The sequence below is a fragment of the Streptomyces sp. NBC_00271 genome (assembly GCF_036178845.1).
GTDB lineage: Bacteria > Actinomycetota > Actinomycetes > Streptomycetales > Streptomycetaceae > Streptomyces.
Window position 1 is genome coordinate 8,644,603 of the sequence record NZ_CP108070.1, and the last position, 18,617, is coordinate 8,663,219.

Genomic DNA, 18,617 nt, shown 5'->3' on the forward strand with positions numbered 1-18,617 from the left:
AAGGCCAACTGCCCCTCATGATCAGAACATTGACGGAGAGACGGGTGGGGTGGCCTGTGGAGGGATGCTACGTCAGAGAGCCATGTGCCTGGTCTAGGACCCCGGAAGACGGTCCCGAAATACGCTCCTTGCCTCTCGCAGGGGGCATATTCGGCCGGTCGGGTGACGCGTCGGGCCCCGGTGCGGTACAAGGGGGCCCGGGTTTCCGCGCCCTGCGCACCGCCGGCGCCGTCGAGTGGGGGAGCAGGTCCTGGGGGTCCTCCGGGAGTACCAACTCGACCTCCGCGGCCTCGCAGAAACGATACGGCCGGTGTTCCAGAAAAGCCCCGAGATACCGCCGTACGCGCGACATCTCGGCCCGCACCGTCACCGTACGACCGGGGTCGTCGAACAGGTCGTCGGCGAGCCCGGAGGCGCTGCGCCCGGCGGGTCGGACGGCCAGCAGGTACAGCAACTCGGCATGGCGGGGGCTCAGTTCGTGGCACCAGGAGCCCGCCTCGGACGAGACGGTCACCGAGGAGCGCCGCGGGTGCGCCAGGTCCAGGACGATCCGCGCGGCCCGCCGGGGCCCCGGCTCGTCGGCGGCCCGCAGCAGCCAACCGCCGGGCAGCGGCTCCACCACGCACAGCCCGAGCGTCGGCAGCCAACTCCGCCCGGGAGCGAGCGCCTTGGGCAGCGCGAGCCGTCCGGTGTACGGCATCCCGGTGACCGCGGCCGTCCAGCCGTCCTGGTCCACGGCGAGGGCGCGCCCGCCGAGCCGGGCGAGCACCGGCGCCGCCACCGCGCGCAGCCCCTCCAGTGAGGTCAGGTGCAGCTCGCGCAGGCGCGCCTCGGCGAGTTTGGCCACCGAGCCGACCAGGGCGAGCGTCGCCGGGTGCAGGGTGTCCAGCGGCCCGCTCACGTCCACGACGCCGATCAGACTGCCGTCGCGCGGGTCGGTGATCGGGGCGCCGGTGCAGGTCCACGAGTGGTGGGTGCGCACGAAGTGCTCGGCGGAGAAAACCTGGACGGGGCGCCGGGCGACCAGCGGGGTGCCCACACCGTTCGTACCGACCACGCCCTCGCGCCAGTCCGCCCCGAGTTCGAAGCCGAACCCGTCGGCCTTGCGCAGCACGGACGCGCTGCCCTCCCGCCACAGCACCCGGCCCTCCGCGTCCGCGACCACCATGATGTGGTGCGCGACGTCCGCGACCGTGAGCAGGCCCTCGCGCAGCACCGGCAGGACATGCCGCATCTGCGAGGTCTGGCGCCGCCGCTCGACCTCGTCACGGACCAGCAGCCCGGCCCGGAAGTCGTGGTCGGGGTCGACGCCGCTGCGCAGCATGCGCTCCCAGGACTGCTCGATCACCGGGCGTGGCGCGAGGCGGGCGGGCTGTCCGGAGAGCGTGGCGTCGCGCACCTCGCGCAGGACACGGGCCGCCTGGGCGGCGTCCAGGGCGGCGAGCCGCGTCACGTCGATCGGCGAGTGCGCCACGGAATCCTCCCCATCCTCCCCGGACGGACGGGCCGACGGACCGACGAACCGACGGGTTCGGGGCACCTGTGGCCCACCACTGCCCGGCCCTTTTCGGCCACGGTCACCCGGGCCCGTACTGACTGCTGTTCTCATAGTGCCGCTCGGCGCCGACGGAGGGACACAGTCCGGCCATAGAGGCCGGAAAAGTTGCAACCCCCTGCAACCCTGGCGAACAGCCGTACGGGGTCGGAAACTTGAGCAACGCCGCCCGTGCGGCGTTCGCGCTCCTCACAACGGGGCCAGAGAGCGGGGGTGGTGCCGTGTCGGCGCAGCACCACCCCCGCGCCCGGTGCGGAGACCGGCTCAGGAGCAGCTCAGGAAGCTGCTCGGCAAACTGGTCAGGAAACCGGTCGGGCCCGTTCCACCACCGTGGCCAGATCGAGAGTGTGCGGCAGGGTGCCGAAGGCCGAGCCCCAGTCGCCGCCCAGCCGTGAGGCGCAGAACGCGTCGGCGACCTCCGGGGGCGCGTACTGGACGAGCAGCGACCCCTGCAGCACCAGCGCGACCCGCTCCGCGAGCCTGCGCCCGCGACCCTCGATACCGTCCAGGTCGGCGAGTTCGCCCAGCAGGTTCTTGATCGCGCCGTCGAGCCGGTGGTCGGCGCCGCGGGCCCGGCCCACCTCCTGCAGGAACGCGTTCAGCGCCTGCGGCTCCCGCTGGATCGCGCGCAGCAGGTCGAGGGCCTGCACATTGCCCGCTCCCTCCCAGATGGAGTTGAGCGGCGACTCGCGCAGCAGCCTCGGCATGCCGGACTCCTCGACGTACCCGTTGCCGCCCAGGCACTCCAGTGCCTCCACCGCCACCGGGGTGCAGCGCTTGGTCACCCAGTACTTGGCGGCCGGCACCGCGAGCCGCAGGAAGGCCCGCTCGTCCTCGCCCCCGTCGTCGTACGCCGCCGCCAGACGCATCGCCAGCGTCGTCGCCGCCTCCGACTCCAGCGCCAGGTCCGCCAGCACGTTGCGCATCAGCGGCTTGTCGATCAGCTTGCCGCCGAAGGCCTCCCGGTAGGTGCAGTGGTGCACGGCCTGCGCCACGGCCTGCCGCATGACGGCGGCGGCGCCGAGCACACAGTCCAGCCGGGTCACCGCGACCATCTCGATGATGGTGCGCACCCCGCGCCCCTCGTCCCCGACCCGGCGCGCCCAGGTCCCGTCGAACTCGACCTCGCTCGACGCGTTCGACTTGTTGCCGAGCTTGTCCTTGAGCCGCTGGATGCGGAACACGTTGCGGGTCCCGTCCTCCAGCACCCTCGGCACCAGAAAACAGGTGAGGCCCCCCGGCGCCTGCGCCAGCACCAGGAACCCGTCCGACATCGGTGCCGAACAGAACCACTTGTGCCCGGTCAGCTCGTAGGTCCCGTCCTCGGCGAGCGGCCGCGCCTCGGTCCTGTTCGCCCGTACGTCACTGCCGCCCTGCTTCTCCGTCATGCCCATCCCGAAGAGCACACCGGCCTTCTGGGAGGCGGGCCGCAGCCCCTGGTCGTAGACGGTGGACGTGAGCAGTGGTTCCCAGAGGGCGGCGAGCGCCGGGTCGGTGCGCAGGGCGGGCACCGCCGCGTGGGTCATCGACAGCGGGCAGCCGTGGCCTGCCTCGGCCTGCGACCACACGACGAAGCCGGCCGCGCGCCTGAGGTGACCGCCCGGACGGCTCCAGGCCGCCGTCAGCCCCGCCGAGACCCCCTTGCCGAGCAGTCGGTGCCAGGCGGGATGGAAATCGACCTCGTCGACGCGGTTGCCGTAGCGGTCGTGGGTGCGCAGCTTCGGCGGGTTCTCGTTGGCCAGCACCCCCCACTCCTGCACCTGCGCGGAGCCCGTCGTGCGCCCGAGCAGCGACAGCTCCTCGCGTGCCTCGTCGAGAAGTCCTGGATCCAGGTGCCGCTCGACCGCCTCCACGAGGGCCCGGTCGGCGGCAAAGACGTCATATCCGACCAGGGGCGGAGCCTGGTTGGTCACGGTGTGGGTGCTGGCTGCCATACGGATACGGTAAGGACGTGCACCAGGCAAAAGAAACACCTGAACGGTCTCCCGTGGGCCGCTTTCACCGCGCTCGCGCGCTGTACAGGAACGTGTCGAAGCGCAGGACCGCCTGGCTGCTGCTCAAGGACACCGTCAACTCCTGCATGGAGTACCGGATCCTGGGGCTGGCGGCCGAGGCCGCCTTCTTCACACTCCTGTCCGTGCCGCCCCTGCTGCTGAGCATGATCGGACTGCTCGGCTACGTGGACGACTGGACCGGCGCGCACTCGATCGCCAGCCTGGAGTCCAACATTCTGGAGGCTTCCCGCACCGTCCTCACCGACAAGGGCGTCCACCAGATCGCCGAACCGATCCTCCACGACGTGATGAAGGGCGGCCGGCCCGACATCATCTCCCTCGGCTTCCTCTTCGCCCTGTGGTCGGGCTCGCGCGCGGTGAACGTCTTCGTCGACACCATCACCGTGATGTATGGCCTCGACGGCACCCGGGGGATCGTGGCGACGCGCGTGATGTCGTTCCTGCTGTTCATCGTGGCGCTGCTGATCGGCTCGATCGCGCTGCCGCTGATGGTCGCGGGCCCGGACGCGGTGGTGCAGATCGTGCCGTGGTCGGCGACGCTCGTACAGGTCCTGTACTGGCCTGTCGTCATCGTGCTCTCGGTCGTCTTCCTGACCACGCTGTACCACGTGTCGGTGCCCGTCCGCTCACCCTGGGTGGAGGACGTGCCCGGCGCGCTGGTCGCCCTCGCCATGTGGGTCTTCGGGAGCTTCCTGCTCCGTATCTACCTGACGAGCACGGTCGAGGGCCCGACGATCTACGGCTCACTCGCCGCCCCCGTGGCCGTCCTGCTGTGGATCGGTGTGTCCGCGTTCGCCGTTCTCGTCGGCGCCGCCGTCAACGCGGCCATCGACCGGGTCTGGCCGGCCGCCGCCACGGCCGCGGCCCGCGCCGCGAACGAGCGCCTGCGTCAGGAGCAGGCCGCCGAGTACGTCGCCCGCGCCGCCGCCCACCGCGCCGCCGACCCCGATCCCGACGACCCGGACATGCCCTCCGAGTTCCCGGAACGCTGGTCCCGCTTCCTCCCCCCGGAGGACGTGACCTCCCGCCTCCGCACCCACGTCAAGAGCTCCCACCACCCCCGCAAGAGCAACGACGACGACTGCGCGGGGGAGTAGGACGCGCCCCTCGGGGGCGCGGGGAACTGGGTGCTCAACCCCCACCACCCGCACCCGAAGAACGCACCCCGGGGGTCTGGGGGCGGAGCCCCCAGGTTGGGGAGGGGACGGACCTACCCCTTCCACGCACCCCCCACCGCCGCCTCCCGAGCGAACGCAGTGAAATCGCGCGGCTCCCGCCCCAGAACCTCCCGCACACCCTCCGACAGGTAGGAGTTGCGCCCGTCGAGCAGGCTCTCGAAGAGCTCGACGAGGAACTCGACCTCCTGTGCCGGCACCCCGAACCCGGCCAGCTGATCGCCGTACTGGCGCGCCGTCACCGGGAGATACGTCAGCTCACCCCCCGTCGCCGCCGCGATCTCCCCCACCGCCTCCCGAAAACTCAGCAGCCGGGGCCCGGAGACGGCGAGCTCCTGCCCGACATACCGGTCGCCCCCCGTGAGCACGGCCACCACGACGTCCGCGATGTCCCGCACATCGATGAACGGCTCCCGCACCTCACCGGCGGGAAACACCAGTTCCCCGCGGAGCAGCCCCTCCACCAACGGCCCCTCGCTGAAGTTCTGCGCGAACCACGCGGCCCGTACGACCGTCCAGTCCGCGCCCGACGCCCGCAGCGCCTCCTCGGCCGGCCGCGCCCGCTCCTCACCCCGCGAGGACAGCAGCACCAGCCGCCGCACCCCCAGCCCGACCGCCTCCCGTGCCAGACCCCCGACCAGCTCGGCCGCGTCGGGCGAGCCGACGTCCGTGGGGTGGACGAGATACGCCGCGTCGGCACCCCGCAGGGTGTCCGCCCACGTCGACCGGTCCGTCCAGTCGAACCCCGCCGCACGGGACGCCGCCCGCACCTTCAGCCCCGCCGCCCGCGCGGCCTCGGCCACCCGCCGCCCGGTACGCCCTGTGGCGCCCGTCACCAGCACCGTCATGTCCCGTACGTGCTCTTCGCCTGCTCTGTTCTGCGTCATACCGACAGTGAATCGCCGCTCACGCAGGGCTCCCATCGCCGAGGAACTCATTCTCATAAGCGGACGTCTACGTCCCTTCCCCTCGGACGTCTACGCTGACGCCATGGACGCACTCGCCGGTCTGCTGGAGGGCCCCCGGGCACGCGGCGCCTTCATGATCCGTGCGTGCTTCGACCCGCCCTGGTGCGTGCGCGTCGAGGACCGCGCCCCCCTCACGATCATGCTCGTGGTGCGCGGCGAGGCCTGGGTCGTGCCGGACGCGGGGGAGCGCGTGTTCCTGCGGGCCGGTGACCTCGCGATCGCCCGCGGCCCCGACCCGTACACCTGCGCGGACGACCCGGGGACCCCGCCGCAGGCGGTGATCCTGCCGGGCGGCGAGTGCACCTACCCCGACGGGCGGTCCCTGAAGGGCCAGTGGGACCTGGACGTCCGCACCTGGGGCGACCGGCTCGACGGCTCCACGGTGCTGCTGATCGGGACGTACATGATGCGGGGCGAGATCAACGGCAGGCTGCTCGACGCCCTGCCGCCGCTGCTCTCCCTGACCCAGGACGTGTGGGACTGCCCGCTCACCGCGATCCTCACCGAGGAGATCGTCCGTGACGAGCCCGGCCAGGAGGTGGTCCTGGACCGGCTCCTCGACCTCCTCATGATCGCCGCGCTGCGCGCCTGGTTCTCCCGTCCGGAGGCCGCCGCCCCCGCCTGGTACCGGGCGCTCGCGGACCCCGTCGTCGGCCGGGTGCTGCGGCTCGTCCAGGACGACCCGGCACACCCCTGGACGGTGGCGACGCTCGCCGCGAAGGCCGGGGTGTCCCGGGCCGCGTTGGCCCGCCGCTTCAGCGAACTCGTGGGCGAGCCCCCGATGACGTACCTCACCGGCTGGCGCCTCGCCCTGGCCGCCGACCGGCTGCGCGAAACGGACGACACCCTTGAGGCGATCGCCCGCCACGTCGGCTACGGCAGCGCGTTCGCCCTGTCCAGCGCCTTCAAGCGGGTGTACGGGGTGAGCCCGCAGGAGCACCGGACGCGGGCGGCGTAGCCTGACGTGCATGTACATGGAGCGGCCTGCCCGGTTGCCGGGCGCCGTCGTGTGGTCCCGTGGAACGTCCGGTTCCACGGTGGGGGCCGTGCTTCCCGACGGCTGTATGGACCTGCTCTGGCACGAGGGGCGACTGCTCGTCGCCGGGCCCGACACCCGGGCGTACGTTCCCGAGGGCGCGGCCGGGCACTGGGCGGGCGTCCGTTTCTACCCCGGCACGGGGCCGACGTTCCTCGGCGTACCCGCCCATGAACTGCGCGCCCTGCGCGTCGACTTGGCGGACCTGTGGCCGGCCTCGGAGGTCCGGCGCCGCACCGCGCGGGTCGCCGCGGCCGCCGACCCGGTGGCCGCGCTGGAGCAGGTGGCACTGGACCGGGCGGCTGTCACCGAACCCCCCGACCCGCTGCTGCGGGAGGTCGTGGCGGACCTGGACGCGGGCCGGTCGATCGCGGCGACGGCCGACCGACTCGGCCTGAGCGCACGGCAGTTGCACCGCCGCTCACTGACCGCCTTCGGCTACGGACCCAAGACCCTCGCCCGCGTCCTGCGCCTGCAACGGGCGCTCGCGCTCGCCCGCGCCGGGGTCCCCTTCGCGGAGACGGCGGCCCGCTCCGGCTTCGCCGACCAGGCCCATCTGGCCCGGGACGTGAGGGAGTTGGCGGGCATGCCGCTGGGGGAACTACTCGGGCGCGGGTAGCGGCGCGAACAGGTCGACGCCATTGCCGTCCGGGTCGTGCACGACCGCGTACCGCATCCCCCAGAAGGCGTCCCACGGCTTGAGCTCGCCGTGGTATCCGGCGCCGGCCAGGTCCTCGTAGACCGAGTCGACCTCCGCCGGGCCGTCGCAGCCGAAGGCGAGCGACATCCGGCCGCCCCCGTCGGCCGGCGGCCGCCACCCCGCGTGGAACGAACGGACCGTCTCCTCGGTGTCGATCGCCAGCCGGGACCCGCCGGGCAGTTCGGCCTCGACGTGCGGCTGGTCCTCGGAGCCCTCGGGGAAGACGAGCCCGAGGCGGCGGTAGAAGGCGAGCGTGGCGGCCATGTCGGAGGCGACCAGGCCGATCACGGCGAATCGTGGAGTCATGGGGACACCGTAGGCAGGGCGCGGGAAGCGGGTCTTGAACGAATCGGACAGAGTCCCTCCGCAGGCGGAGGGACGGGAACCGAACTCACGAAGGAGCGCGTCTCCTGTGGCCGGGACAGATCAAGTACGGGTTACCGGTGTGGAGGGAAGGCGAAGGCATGGCAGGCACACTCGGGGCCGTCATGTGCGGGGGAGCCGGCGTCTTCCTCCTCGGCTGCGCGCTCTCGGAAGGCGTCCAGATGCGCCGGTTGCGCCGGCACGGGCGCCACACCCACGGCGTCGTGGTCGACAACGTCCGTGTGAGCAGTGAGGACGGGCCGGAATGGGTGCCGGTCATCGAGTTCCTGGACCACCGTGGCCACCGTGTGGAGTTCAAGCCCCGGATGCGCGGATCCGGAATGGGGCTCGCCACCGGGCTGACCGTGCCCGTGATCTATCCGCCGCACAACCCGCAGCGGGCCAGGGTGCGGATGTGGCGGCACATGACGGGACCGGTGGTCGTCATGGCGTGCGCGGCAGCGGTCTTCCTCGCGGTGGGCGTCTTCATCGTCGTGCACTGACGCGTATGTGTACTGAGGCACACCTGTGGAACGCCTGTGCGGCAGGATGGGCGTCATGATCCGATCTGTGCGCGTGCTGTTGCTCCCGGTGGTGATGCTGTTTCCCGTACTGCTCACGGGGTGCGGGACGGAGAAGACGGGGGCCGGGACCGGGGTGGACGCGTCGGCGTCGGTCGCCGTGCCGAGCCGGGTCGAACTCGACGCACGTGTGGGCGCGTTGGGGGTCGCACCGGAACTCGTGTACGTCACGAAGGCGCCCGGTTTCACCCTCGCCCAGCAGTCGGTCGGCGTGTACGGCGACGACGGCTTCTCCGGCGTGTACTGGGCGAAGGAGACCAACGCCCAGATCCAACTGTCCGTGGAGCGGGGCACGATGACGGCGCGGTCCTGCCCGAAGCAGCCGGTCGGCGGCATGGCGGGAGAGCGGACGGTGTGTGAGCGGGACGGCGACGCGTGGTACCGCGCCGGTGGGGGCCGCCACGAGTACGCGCTCGTCGAGAAGGGCCATGTGCTGAAAGTGAGCGGTGACGCGACGAAGGTGACGCGGGCCGTCCTGCGCTCCGCCCTCCACTCCGCCCACCGCCCGAGCGACGCCGAACTCGCCGCCGTCCTGCCACCGGCTTGAACAGACACGGCCCCGTGGAGCGGGGTGACGTGCCGTCGACGGGGGGACGGGGTGCGCGGTTCCCCGCGCTCCCGAAGGCCTTGCGCCCGTCCGGCGCCCGAGGAACAGCCCCCACCCCGCAGCCGAAGACGATCCCCAGACATAGGCTCGCGCCCATGACCACCCGCGTTCTCGTCTACACCCGCACCACCGACTACCGGCACGACTCCATCCCGGCCGCCGTCGCCGCCGTACGCTCCCTGGGCGCGACTCACGGCTTCGACGTCGACGCCACCGAGGACCCGGCCGCGTTCGAGACGCCCCTCGACCCGTACGCGGCGGTCGTCTTCCTCTCCACCAGCGGGGACGTGCTGACCCCGCCCGGACGGACCCGGCTCGCGGCGTACGTCGAGGGCGGCGGCGGGTTCGTCGGAGTGCACGCCGCCGCCTGCACCGAGTACGACTGGCCGTACTACGGCGAACTCCTCGGCGCGCGCTTCGACCGGCACCCGGAGTACCAGCCGGGCAAGGCCGTCGTCGAGGACCGCGGACATCCCGCGACCGAACACCTCCCGGCCGTCTGGGAGTTCACCGACGAGTGGTACGACTTCCGCGCCAACCCGCGCGGTGCGGTCCGCGTCCTCGCCTCCGCCGACGAATCCTCGTACGAGGGCGGCGGCATGGGCCGGGACCATCCCCTCGTGTGGTGCCGGGAACAGGGCGCGGGCCGGGTCTTCTACACCGCGCTCGGGCACGCCTCGGAGGCGTACGAGGACCCCGACTTCCGTGCGCATCTGCTCGGCGGCATCACCTGGGCGACCACCCTCTGAGCGATTCGGCCGCTCTCCGACCGCTCGGTACCGGCCCCGTACTCGCCCGTTCCACCAGACGCGTCGACAACTCCGTACGTGTGCCTTCGGGTTGCTCGCCCGCCATCATCCGCACGAGCAGGCGCAGTGCCGTCGCGGCCATCTCGGAGAGCGGCTGGCGCACGGTGGTGAGGGCCGGGGTGGCCCAGCGTGACTCGGGAAGGTCGTCGAAGCCGACCACACTGAAGTCGTCCGGGACGCTCAACTCCCGTTCGGACAAGGCCTGGTAGGCGCCGAGGGCCATCCGGTCGGAGCAGACGAAGACGGCGGTGGGCGGCTCGGGGAGGTCGAGGAGTTCCCGCATGCGGCGGTGGGCGCCGGTCTCGCTGAAGCCGCCGTAACGGACGTACTCGGGGCGGTGTCCGATTCCGGCCGAGGCGAGGGCCGAGCGGTAGCCGGCGACCCGGGCGCCGCCCCACATCCTGCGGCGGAAGCCGCCGATGACGCCGATGCGTTCGTGGCCGAGGGAGAGGAGGTGTTCCGTCGCCAGCACCCCGCCCTGCCAGTTGGCCGCGCCCACCGACACCACACCGGGCGGCGGTTCGAGCACCGGGTCGATCATCACGAACGGGACGCGGTGCTGCTCCAGCCAGGCGTACTGGGACGAGGTGAGCTCGGCCAGGTGGAACAGCACGCCCGCCGAGCCCCGCGTGGTGAGCTTGTCCAGCCAGTCGCGCTCCGGGCGCCCGCCCCCGGTCCGGGGCAGGCCGGCCGAGACGACCACCTCCAGGCCCGCGTCGTGCGCCGCACCCTCCACCCCGTGCAGCACCGCGCCCGACCAGGAGCTCTCCAGCGAGTGCACCACGAGGTCGACCAGCCCCGGCGGCTTTGCCGCCTCGAAGCGGGGTCTGCGGACGTAGCCGAGCCGGTCGAGCGCTTCGGTCACCCGGCGGCGGGTCTCCGGTGCCACGTCCTCCCGGCCGTTGACCACCTTCGACGCCGTCGGCACCGACACCCCCGCCGCACGGGCGACGACCGCCAGCGTCGGCCCGGCCACGCTTCCCGTACGCACCATGAGAGCCCGCCTCCCCGGCCCGCCCGAGGGCCCGTCGAAAGTTTCGAACAGCACTGCTCGCACGACCGGCACCGCGATCGCGTAGCAACCGCTTTCTACACTAAGCCCGCCTCAATACGGCGTGAAGGGGAAAGGATTGACGGAAGTCCACGGGACTCCTCGCGGGCTGAAACTCTCGAAATACCGAACGTGCGCCGGGTCGTGCCGACCGTGCGACCGGGCACGGTCAGGCGATCGGGACGGCGTCTCCCAGTGCCGCGGTGAAGTAGGACATGCCCTCCGACGAAGGGCTACGCGGTCGCTGTGGAGGACTTCCGCCCGAAGTTCCTCGCCGGGACGTCGATGGGCCGCAAGGCTGCCGACGCCGCGATCGGCGCCATAGAGCGGGCCCTGACCGAGATGGGCCGCAAGCACGCGCGGGACGTGCGCCTGGTGCACCCCGCGCACACCACCATGGACTGCGGACGCTCAGCCTTCCACGAAGCCATGGACGACACGGGGAAAGTCCTGAAATCTCCCGACCGCCCGCCCCGCCGCCGGCACCCGACGTGGCGTCAGGCGGCCTCGCGCAGAGCCTCCTTGGGCTCCCCGGGGTTCCGGTCGGCCGTCGTCCGGCGGCGTGCCGTCAGCAGTGTCGTGCCCAACAGCAGGCCCAGCGCGGGCAGGACGGGGAATCGGCCGTCGGGGGCGAAGCCCCGGGTGGCGAAGCGGGTCAGGGCGGTGACGCTCGCCGCCAGACCGAGCCCGGGCAGCCAGTAGCGGGAGGAGCCGGAGGAGCGGGAGAAGTCGGGGTCCGGGCGCGTCCGTTCGTAGAGGAGGCTCAGCCCGCGCTCCAGGGGACGCAGCGCCCGCACGACACCGGCCAGGACGACGCCGAGCACGAGGAGCCACGGCAACCGGAGTCCCCACCAGGCCGCGGACCCGAGGGTGGGTTCGGGCGCGAGGCCGGTCAGATAGAACGCGGCGGCGACGATCAGCACCGGCAGCATGTGCCACAGATACAGCGTCATGCTGGCGCCGCCCACGGGGCGCACCGCCCGCCACACCCGCTCGCGGTTCAGCAGCCGTCGTACCGCGGGCGCGGCCAGTAGGCACAGGCCGACCTGGGCCACCGCCCATGCCAGCATCGCCGCCGACGGCGGATCGGTGTTGCTGGGGGTCTGCCCGGTCACCAGGATCAGACTGACCGGGAACGGCCCGAGGGTGATCAGCGCGGCGAAGGCCAGTGCGCCGCCCGCCGCCAGCGCGGCCGGGAGCGGCCGGCGCTCCGTCAGCAGGCCGTCCCGCCAGCAGAAACCCAGTTGGTAGGCCACGCCCCAGACGAGCACGTAATCGAGCAGTCCGACGTACGGCATGTGCACCGCCACCACCAGGGTGTCGGCCACGAGGGCGACCGCGCCCATCGCCACCGGGACGAGGAGCCCCCAGCGCCGGTGCGCCGCGTGCAGCGGCGGGGTCAGGGCGCTGAGGAGCAGATACACCGGAAGGAACCAGAACTGCATCGCCATCGCCCAGCCCACCAGTTCAACGGTGTTCGGGTCCACGCCGACCGCCGAGCAGATCCCTACGGCGGACAGCACAAGTCCGCTGTACACGGCGGCCGGAAGCAGCAGCCGCAGCGCCCGCCCTCCGACCCATCCGGCGGCCGTACCGCCCGCCGCCCGGGCCCGCGCCCAACTGCCGCCCGCCGCATGGCCCCCGGCGAGGAAGAACAGCGGCATGATCTGGAACCCCAGCGTCAGCCACTGGGTCCAGGGCACGGTCGCCAGCAGCTCCGGCGTGCGGATCTCCCCGCCGGGCTCCCGGACGAGGGCGGTGATCAGCCAGTGGCCGAGTACCACCAGGCCGATCGCCCACGCGCGCAGGAAGTCGACGTAGCGGTCTCTGCTCATGGGCTGTCATGTTGCCGCAGTGCCGCCACCGGCCACCGCGGGGAGCCCGGGCCGCAACCAATTCGTGCCCGGTACGACATCCCCCGCAGGCAGGAGCCCGACAGGTCCGGGCCGTGGTCGGCTCCTGCCCCCAACGACTGGCGGGCGGTGGCGCGACCCGCTCCGGACGCGGCCTCACCCGAACGCGCGTACGTGTCAGCAGGGCATCGGCAGCCGAGCGTGGTGAGGTGATGCGGGCGTGGGGAACCGGGCCGGGCGCGTCGGCTCGCCGCCCGTCTGTTCCTTGTCGAGATGGGAAGCGTTGATGCACGGCGTACTCAGATCCGTTGCCGTGGCGGCCGGTACCGCCTGTGCGCTGATGGGTCCATCGATGGCCCCGGCCGACTCCGGGGCCGTGGCGGTGGTCCCGCCGCATCCCGCGCGGGCGGCCGAGGACGTACGTGGCGGGGGAGGCGGCACCCTCATCACCCGCCTGCGCACACCCCCCACCGGCACGTCGATCGCCTCACCCGCACGCGACACCCTCTTCGCCTGCAAAGGGGGGACCCTCACTCGGCCCGACCGCCCGTGGATCGACGCGCACGGTGTGATCGACGTACTCAAGCGCCCGTTCGTGTCGGGGACCATGCACTGGAAGAAGTACCTGAAGGTGACGACGACCGCGACCGGGAGGCGCTTCAAGGGCAACGGGCTCCCGGACCAGCCCACCGGGCGCTTCACCGTCCAGAAGGGCACCCCCGCCTACAAGTACTACGCGGAGATTCCCGCGCACGGGTACCCCAACGCCGCCGCGATCCCCATCAAGCCGTGGAACCTCGACGTCACCGTTCCGCGCGATCCGTCTGTCCGGGCGCGGCCCACGTGCATCGACCAGCTGACGACCGGGATGGCTCTGGCGGGCGGCACCTTCCACCTGGAGGTGGCCACCGACGCGGAGGACCGACCGGTCGACCCCAACGCGGCCCTGCCGCTGGACCGCTGCTGGGGCCATCCGTACGAAACGCAGTACCACTACCACGGCCCCTCGCAGACCTGCTTCGGCAACAAGTCCTCGAGGGGGTCCGCGGACACCCGTTCCCCTTCCCGGCACTCACCGCTCGTGGGATACGCCATCGACGGCTTCGGGATTTTCGGGCCGCGCGGCGAGGACGGAAAGATCGTCAAGAACAGGGATCTGGACGTCTGCCACGGTCACACACACGCGATCATGTGGGACGGCAAGAGGGTCGTCATGTACCACTACCACCTCAACGGAGAGTATCCGTACTCCATCGGATGTTTCCGGGCGAAGCCGGTGACCGTGCCCGGGTCCGGACGCGGCGGACACTAGGGTGCGTTCGGAATGCTCTGCTGTGGAAGGACACGACGCGCCGGGTGAGGAGCTGGTGGGCGGATGGCGGTGGACGCGGTGGACTCGGTTTCACGGACGCACGACCCGGTGGTCTCCACTCCCTACGGAGCGGTGCGCGGCCGGTACGAGGACGGGGTCGCCGTCTTCCGCGGCATTCCCTACGCGGCCCCGCCGTTCGGCGCCCGCCGGTTCCGGCCACCCGTCCCGCCCGAGCCCTGGGAGGGTGTGCGTGACGCGGGGGAGTTCGGGCCGACGCCGCCCAAGCCCCCGTACTCCGAGGCGTACGCACGGCTGCTCGCCGACCCCGTGGTGCCCGGCGACGACTGTCTCAACCTGAACGTCTGGACACCGGAGCCCGGCCCCGGGGCCCGGCTGCCCGTCATGGTGTGGATCCACGGCGGCGCCCTGACCCGCGGCTCGTCGGCCGTGCCCGTCTACGACGGCCACGCCTTCGCACGCGACGGCGTCGTCCTCGTCTCGATCAACTACCGGCTGGGCGTGGAGGGTTACGGACTCTTCCCGGACGCGCCGCCCAACGCCGGTCTGCGTGACCAGCTCGCCGCGCTGGAGTGGGTGCGGGAGTCGATCGCGCGGTTCGGCGGCGACCCGGACCGGGTGACCGTGTTCGGTGAGTCGGCCGGGGCCATCAGTATCGGGGCGCTGCTGGCCGGCCCGCGCGCCCAGGGCCTGTTCCGGCGGGCCGTCCTGCAGAGCGGACCGCCGGAGGCGAGCGAGCGCGACAAGGTACGGCGCATGGTGCGCAGGATGGCCACCCGGCTGAAGGTCCCGGCGACGGCGCGGGCGTTCGCCGCAGTGGACCGCGCCCTGCTGCTGCGCACCCAGGCCGACGTGGCCAGGCTCAGCAGCCCGGTCCTCGGCGGGCCCGCCTTCGGGATCGTCGTCGACGGCGACCTCGTCCCGCGCGACCCGATGGAGGCACTCCTCGAAGGCGGCGCAGGCGGCGCGCCCGACGTCGAACTGCTGCTGGGCTGGACCAGCGAGGAGTACCGGCTGTGGCTGGCCCCGGGAGGTCTGCTGGAGCGTGTCGACCGGCTCGGTCCCGTCGCCCTGGCCGGTGCCATGGCCCGCTGCCGCTGCGGCCATGAGGTGCCCCGCGGCTATCGCGCGATCCATCCGCGGACGGGCACCGCGGACCTCGTCGGGCAGATGGTCACCGACCATCTGCTGCGGGTGCCGCTGCACCGGCTCGCCGACGCCCGTCCGCCGCGGACACCCGCGTACGTCTACGAGTTCGCCTGGCCCTCCAACGTGCCGGGCCTCGGCGCCTGCCACGCCCTGGAGCTCGGCTTCGTCTTCGACACCGTGCAGGTGCCCCAGGCGGCGCAGCTCGCGGGCCCGGGCGCCCCGCAGGAACTCGCCGACGCGATGCACACTGCGTGGGTGCGGTTCGCGGTCGAGGGCGACCCGGGCTGGCAGGCCTGGGACGCCTCGCACCCGGTCCGGATCTTCGGCGCGGGCGCACCGCACACCGTACTCGGACCGCGCGACCGTGAACTGGCGCTGTGGGACGCCGAGTCGGGGCGGCCCGGTGCCCCGCTCAGCTCCCCGGAGTCCACCCCCTCGCCGCGCCCGCGCCGACCCCGCCGGGTCATGGCCGTCAGGCCGAGCTCGTGGCCACCTCTTCCGCCGAGAGCCGGGGGCGGGCGAGCGCGGCCCTGAGGCGTGCGGCGGCCGGGACCGGGTCGGCGGGTCGGCGCGTGTGCCAGTCGGTGACCGCCTGATACGCGGCGGCGACCTCCAGCAGCCGGTCCTCCTCGTAGGGCTGCCCGCCGAGGATCGCCCCCACCGGCACCCCGCCCGCGTCGAAGCCGATGGGGAAGGCGATCTCGGGCAGCCCGAGGATGTCGAAGGGGACGGGCCCGGTCTGCAGGAGCACGTCGCAGCGGTTCATGAGCCCGTCCAGGACCTCCCGCAGCAGATGGTTCTTGGCACGCTGGGCCGTGATCCACTCGTCGCCCGAGAGCATCAGCCCCTGGAGCCAACTCAGCAGCGAGACACCGAACTTGGCTGGGTCCTCGCGCAGCCAGTGCCGGAACGGCTCGGTGCGCTCGGCGAGCCGGGCCGCGTTGAAGGTGCCGGTCAGCAGGTTCCAGTCGGCGGGATAGGCGATGTCGACGAGGGTGACGCCGGGAATCGCGTCCAGCTGGTTCAGGAGGGCGGTGCGCAGCTCCTTCTGCGCGGCCAGGAAGTCCGAGGGCACCCCGATCCGGGTGGCCCGGCGCATCCGAACCGCCCCGCCGCGCGAGAGAACGGGCGTGGCGGCCCGTACGAGATCGGGCACGGCCGGAAGTCCCAGCGTGCGCGGGTCCTTCGGGTCGGGACCGGCCATGACCTGGAGCATGAGCGCCGCGTCCATGGCGTCGCGGGCGAGCGGGCCCGAGTGGTCGCGGGTGAAGGACAGCGGGATGACGCCGTGGATCGACACCCGGCCCATGGTCGGCTTCAGACCGGTCAGGTTCTGCTGGTTGGAGGGCAGCACGATGGAGCCGCCGGTCTGGGTGCCGATCGAGGACGCCGCCATGCGCCCGGCGACCGAACAGGCCGGTCCGGTCGAGGAGCCGCCCGGGTCGACGCCCGGGTCCCCGGGCGTCCAGGCGTTGACCGTGGTCACCGTCCCGTTCGGCTTCGTCGCCCGGGTGGTGGCGAGCGGCCCCATCTGCCCCTTGCCGAGCACGATCCCGCCGGCCGCCTTCAGCCGGGCCACGGCCGTCGCGTCCTCGTCCGGCACGAAGTCCTCGAAGAGGGAGGAGTTGCACCGCGTTGGCACGCCCCGGGTGAAGTAGTTGTCCTTGATGCAGAGCGGGATCCCGCGCAGTACGCCTCGGGCGCCCTGCCCCCGGTCCGCCTTGCGCGCCGCCGCGAGCGCCGCGTCCGCGGTCACCTCCGCGTACGCCTGATACGTCCCGTCGTACCGCTCGATCCGGTCGAGGTACGCCTCGGTGAGGGTCGTCGAGCTCAGCTTCCCGCGCCGCATGAGCACGACGGACTCGGTGAGCGTGGCCTCGGTGGGGTCGTCGAGGGCCGCCTCGCGTACGTGGATGTCGGGGACACGGGGCGTCGTGGAGGCCTGCGCCGAGGTGGCCGTCCGCAGGGCGACCCCGCTCGCCACGGCCGTCGAACTCGCCAGGAACACCCGGCGGTTGAGGGATCTGCTCATCGGGCGTCCGCCTTCCCCGTCCAGGCCTCCGTGATGGAGGGGTAGATGAGGGGCGGCGAGGCCTGCTGCGCGTACGCGGGGCCCTCGGCGGGCGGTGCCCAGCCGGATATCGCGCCGGGGGTGGAGGCCACGAACGACCGCAGGTTGGCCAGTACCTGGTCCCGTGTGGGCACCCCCGTCGCCGCGTCGAACACCTCGGGCAGCAGGGAGAGGTCGAACCCCGCGAGCGCGAGGCGGGTCCGTACGTAGGCGTCCAGTTGCTCGGTGGTGGGCTCGCTCAAGAGGGCCTCCATGATCGGCTGACGAGTACGGGGACTCCATCACCCGTCCGTGAAGCCCTCGTTGAGCGCGTGCTTCACGGGAGTTACTGCACGGGCTTCAGCACCCGCTCACCGCACGGGCGCCAGCACCCGCTCACCGCGCCGGCGTCAGCGCCCGGGTGATCCCCGCGATCGCTCCCGGTCCCACCCGGCAGCACCCCCCGATCAGCCGTGCCCCGCCCCGACGCCAGCCGGTCACCTGCTCGGCCGTGAAGGTCGACAGCCCCTTCCAGGCCCGCGCCTCGGCGTCCCACACCTCGCCGCTGTTCGGGTACACCACCACCGGCTTCCCGGTCACCCGCGCCGCCGTCTCCACCGCGCCGTCCACGTCCTCGGGGGCGCAGCAGTTCACGCCGACCGCGATGATCTCGTCCGCGTCGGCGGCCGGGGCGAAGGCCTCCTCCAGGGGCTGCCCGGCCCGCGTACGGTCCCCGGCGACGGTGTACGACAGCCACGCCGGTACGCCGAGCCCGCGTACCGCCCGCAGCAGCGCCTCGGCCTCGTCGGCGTCGGGCACGGTCTCCAGGGCCAGTACGTCGGGCGCGGCGGCGGCCAGCACCTCCAGGCGCGGGCGGTGGAACCGCTCCAGTTCGGCGACGCTCAGCCCGTACCGCCCCCGGTACTCCGAACCGTCCGCCAGCATCGCCCCGTACGGGCCGACCGATGCGGCCACCCACAGCGGCCGGGTCGCACCCTTCGCGTGCGCGCGACGGGCCGCCTCCCGCGCCAGCTCCACGCTGAGGCCGAGGAGTTCGGCCGCCCGCCCGTGCGGGATGCCGCGCTTCGCGAAGCCCTCGAAGGTGGCCTGGTAGCTGGAGGTGATCGCCACGTCCGCGCCCGCCTCGAAGTACGCGAGGTGCGCCTCGGCGATCGCCTCGGGCCGCTCGGCGAGCAGCCGCGCCGACCACAGCTCGTCGCTGAGGTCGTGCCCGGCCGACTCCAGCTGGTTGGACATGCCGCCGTCCAGGACGACCGTTCCGGAGGCGAGGGCGTCGGCGAGGGAGGGGGAGGGGGAGGAAGTGCTGCGGGGGGTGTCGCTGGTCATGTCACGACGCTAGTCGATGGGGACGGCC

17 protein-coding genes and 1 pseudogene are annotated in these 18,617 nt (G+C 72.6%); 9 read left to right on the forward strand and 9 right to left on the reverse strand.

Annotated elements, in window-relative coordinates; genetic code table 11:
• Positions 1-67: 67 nt before the first annotated feature.
• Together OG798_RS39070 and OG798_RS39075 are read right to left on the reverse strand one after the other, a co-directional pair.
• Positions 68-1,474, reverse strand: a complete 1,407-nt coding sequence (locus tag OG798_RS39070) for a GAF domain-containing protein (RefSeq protein WP_267063073.1) — start codon at positions 1,472-1,474, stop codon at positions 68-70.
• A 380-nt stretch (positions 1,475-1,854) separates the two neighbouring features.
• Positions 1,855-3,489, reverse strand: coding sequence for an acyl-CoA dehydrogenase family protein (locus OG798_RS39075; RefSeq protein ID WP_121414724.1), 1,635 nt, complete (start codon positions 3,487-3,489; stop codon positions 1,855-1,857).
• A 17-nt stretch (positions 3,490-3,506) separates the two neighbouring features.
• Here OG798_RS39075 and OG798_RS39080 point away from each other — a divergent pair, with 17 nt between their 5' ends.
• Complete coding sequence (locus OG798_RS39080; protein ID WP_095852025.1) at positions 3,507-4,667, forward strand: YihY/virulence factor BrkB family protein; 1,161 nt, start codon at positions 3,507-3,509, stop codon at positions 4,665-4,667.
• A gap of 113 nt (positions 4,668-4,780) precedes the next feature.
• Here the strand turns inward: OG798_RS39080 and OG798_RS39085 are convergent, their stop codons facing one another.
• Positions 4,781-5,632: an NAD(P)H-binding protein gene (locus OG798_RS39085; protein ID WP_328758496.1), complete on the reverse strand. Its 852-nt coding sequence runs from the start codon at positions 5,630-5,632 to the stop codon at positions 4,781-4,783.
• 103 nt (positions 5,633-5,735) lie between these two features.
• On the opposite strand from OG798_RS39085, the gene OG798_RS39090 reads away from it, so the two are divergent.
• Both OG798_RS39090 and OG798_RS39095 read left to right on the forward strand, forming a co-directional pair.
• Entirely contained in the window at positions 5,736-6,671 is a 936-nt protein-coding gene (locus tag OG798_RS39090) for an AraC family transcriptional regulator (protein WP_328758497.1), read from the forward strand.
• Positions 6,672-6,681: 10 nt separating this feature from the next.
• Entirely contained in the window at positions 6,682-7,368 is a 687-nt protein-coding gene (locus OG798_RS39095) for a helix-turn-helix transcriptional regulator (protein WP_328758498.1), read from the forward strand.
• Here OG798_RS39095 and OG798_RS39100 read toward each other — a convergent pair.
• Positions 7,351-7,755 carry a VOC family protein gene (locus tag OG798_RS39100; RefSeq protein WP_328758499.1) on the reverse strand — a complete coding sequence of 135 codons (405 nt, stop codon included), beginning with the start codon at positions 7,753-7,755 and terminating at the stop codon, positions 7,351-7,353. The genes OG798_RS39095 and OG798_RS39100 overlap by 18 nt on opposite strands.
• 158 nt (positions 7,756-7,913) lie before the next feature.
• Between OG798_RS39100 and OG798_RS39105 the strand changes: the two genes are divergently transcribed.
• The 3 genes from OG798_RS39105 to OG798_RS39115 all read left to right on the forward strand — a co-directional run bounded on the left by OG798_RS39105 (position 7,914) and on the right by OG798_RS39115 (position 9,749).
• Positions 7,914-8,315 carry a DUF3592 domain-containing protein gene (locus OG798_RS39105; RefSeq protein WP_095852021.1) on the forward strand — a complete coding sequence of 134 codons (402 nt, stop codon included), beginning with the start codon at positions 7,914-7,916 and terminating at the stop codon, positions 8,313-8,315.
• Between the two features lie 55 nt (positions 8,316-8,370).
• Positions 8,371-8,940, forward strand: coding sequence for a hypothetical protein (locus OG798_RS39110; RefSeq protein WP_323138756.1), 570 nt, complete (start codon positions 8,371-8,373; stop codon positions 8,938-8,940).
• Between the two features lie 155 nt (positions 8,941-9,095).
• On the forward strand, positions 9,096-9,749 hold the full coding sequence (locus OG798_RS39115; RefSeq protein WP_095857710.1) for a ThuA domain-containing protein: 654 nt from the start codon (positions 9,096-9,098) through the stop codon (positions 9,747-9,749).
• On the opposite strand, the gene OG798_RS39120 is transcribed toward OG798_RS39115, so the two are convergent.
• Positions 9,727-10,803 (reverse strand): LacI family DNA-binding transcriptional regulator, encoded by a 1,077-nt coding sequence (locus OG798_RS39120; protein ID WP_121414721.1) that lies wholly within the window; start codon positions 10,801-10,803, stop codon positions 9,727-9,729. The two genes, OG798_RS39115 and OG798_RS39120, sit on opposite strands and share 23 nt — an antisense overlap.
• A 294-nt stretch (positions 10,804-11,097) precedes the next feature.
• Here OG798_RS39120 and OG798_RS39125 point away from each other — a divergent pair.
• Positions 11,098-11,271 (forward strand): annotated as a pseudogene (locus OG798_RS39125) (RNA-guided endonuclease TnpB family protein); the annotation flags it as partial.
• An 86-nt stretch (positions 11,272-11,357) separates the two neighbouring features.
• Here the strand turns inward: OG798_RS39125 and OG798_RS39130 are convergent.
• Entirely contained in the window at positions 11,358-12,695 is a 1,338-nt protein-coding gene (locus tag OG798_RS39130) for an acyltransferase family protein (RefSeq protein WP_328758501.1), read from the reverse strand.
• Positions 12,696-13,053: 358 nt separating this feature from the next.
• Between OG798_RS39130 and OG798_RS39135 the strand changes: the two genes are divergently transcribed.
• Positions 13,054-14,025 (forward strand): YHYH protein, encoded by a 972-nt coding sequence (locus OG798_RS39135; RefSeq protein WP_328758502.1) that lies wholly within the window; start codon positions 13,054-13,056, stop codon positions 14,023-14,025.
• Positions 14,026-14,088: 63 nt separating this feature from the next.
• Positions 14,089-15,726: a carboxylesterase/lipase family protein gene (locus OG798_RS39140; RefSeq protein ID WP_328758503.1), complete on the forward strand. Its 1,638-nt coding sequence runs from the start codon at positions 14,089-14,091 to the stop codon at positions 15,724-15,726.
• Here the strand turns inward: OG798_RS39140 and OG798_RS39145 are convergent.
• The 3 genes from OG798_RS39145 to mmuM all read right to left on the reverse strand — a co-directional run bounded on the left by OG798_RS39145 (position 15,665) and on the right by mmuM (position 18,589).
• The gene (locus tag OG798_RS39145; protein ID WP_097224480.1) at positions 15,665-17,224 is read right to left on the reverse strand and encodes an amidase; all 1,560 of its coding nucleotides are present in this window, start codon (positions 17,222-17,224) and stop codon (positions 15,665-15,667) included. The two genes, OG798_RS39140 and OG798_RS39145, sit on opposite strands and share 62 nt — an antisense overlap.
• Entirely contained in the window at positions 17,221-17,505 is a 285-nt protein-coding gene (locus tag OG798_RS39150; protein WP_133257668.1) for a hypothetical protein, read from the reverse strand. The genes OG798_RS39145 and OG798_RS39150 overlap by 4 nt, the downstream gene beginning before the upstream one ends.
• 133 nt (positions 17,506-17,638) lie before the next feature.
• A complete protein-coding gene (gene mmuM / locus OG798_RS39155; RefSeq protein WP_328758506.1) occupies positions 17,639-18,589 on the reverse strand; it encodes a homocysteine S-methyltransferase in 951 nt (316 codons plus the stop codon).
• Positions 18,590-18,617 lie beyond the last annotated feature (28 nt).